The organism is Streptomyces sp. 5-10 (assembly GCF_014712245.1).
Taxonomy (GTDB): domain Bacteria; phylum Actinomycetota; class Actinomycetes; order Streptomycetales; family Streptomycetaceae; genus Streptomyces; species Streptomyces violaceusniger.
Genome location: NZ_JACVYG010000192.1, coordinates 1 through 1,295, shown reverse-complemented (window position 1 = coordinate 1,295; position 1,295 = coordinate 1). Strand labels below are relative to the sequence as shown.

Here is a 1,295-nt window from a genome sequence, read left to right as displayed (position 1 = left end):
CCTCCAGACCGGCGACCCGGCCCAGCCCCCACACCGCCGCCTGCTCCACCGCGCGCACGCCCTCGGAACCAACGACCGCGACCGCACCGCGCGTCGCACACCACATGGGAGCGGCCAGGCCCGCATCGCCCACCGCCTGCACCAGCGACAGCGTCAATGCCACGCCCAGGGGCACCGACCGGTGCTGACCGTGTCGGCCCTCGGCCAGTGCCAGCAGGGACAACACGCCTGTGGCATCGGCCGCTTCAGGCCCGGCCAGAGCCTCACGCAGTCGAGCCGCCACCAGCTCACGGTCGGCGTCATCGGGCCCCAGCTCGACCACGACCGGCCGTGCACCGCGTACGGCAAGCGCGTCCACACACGCCGACACCCACGGGTCGGCGGCCGTCCCCGCGGGGACCGCCACCAGCCACGGACCCGTTACCGTCCCCGCCGCGTCGGACACCGGCGACCAGGAAACGCGGTAGCGCCACCCGTCCACCGTGGCGCGCTCACGTCCACGGCGACGCCACGACGACAGCACCGGCAGCACCGCCGCCAGCGATTCACCGGCGCCGTTCTCGTCCACGACCGCCAGCGTGTCGGTGAGCGCGGGCAGATCCTCACGCTCCACGGCGTCCCAGAAGTCGGCGTCCACCGCGTCCATGGGGCCCGTCTCAGCCGTGGTGGCGGACGACTCCAGCCAGAAGTGTTCCCGCTGGAAGGGATACGTGGGCAGTTCGACGGTCCGGGGGCGCGCCGGTGTGAGCAGCGCGGCCCAGTCCACGGAACGACCCCGCACATGGATCTGGGCCAGCCCCTCCATGACCGAGGCGGTCTCGTCCCAACCGCTGCGGAGAACGGGGGCGAAGGCGGCGTCCGGCACACACTCCTGCCCCATGCCGGAGAGGACCCCGTCGGGGCCCAACTCCAGGTAGGTGCCCACGCCTTGCCCGGCCAGGCACCGCACACCGTCCGCGAAACGCACCGTCTCGNCCTCGGCATCCGCGACCAGACCCGTCACGTTCGACACAACGGGGATACGCGCGGGCGCGTACGACAACCCCTCGGCCACCTGCCGGAACTCCGCCAGCATCGGCTCCATCAACGGCGAATGGAACGCATGCGAGACGCGCAACCGCTTGGTCTTGACGCCCTCAGCCTCCAGCAGCCCGACGACCTCCACCACAGCTTCTTCCGCACCAGAAATCACGGTCGAACGCGGCCCATTGACCGCCGCCACACTCACCTCAGCCTCACGACCGGCCAGCAACCGAAGCACATCCGCCTCAGCCGCCCGCACCGACACCATCACC

1 protein-coding gene is annotated in these 1,295 nt (G+C 71.6%); it reads right to left on the bottom strand.

Annotated elements, in window-relative coordinates; all coding sequences use genetic code 11:
* The coding region (locus tag IEJ02_RS47755) for an acyltransferase domain-containing protein (RefSeq protein WP_223865622.1) at positions 1–1,291 on the bottom strand (1,291 nt) is incomplete at its 3' end.
* Positions 1,292–1,295: the final 4 nt, after the last annotated feature.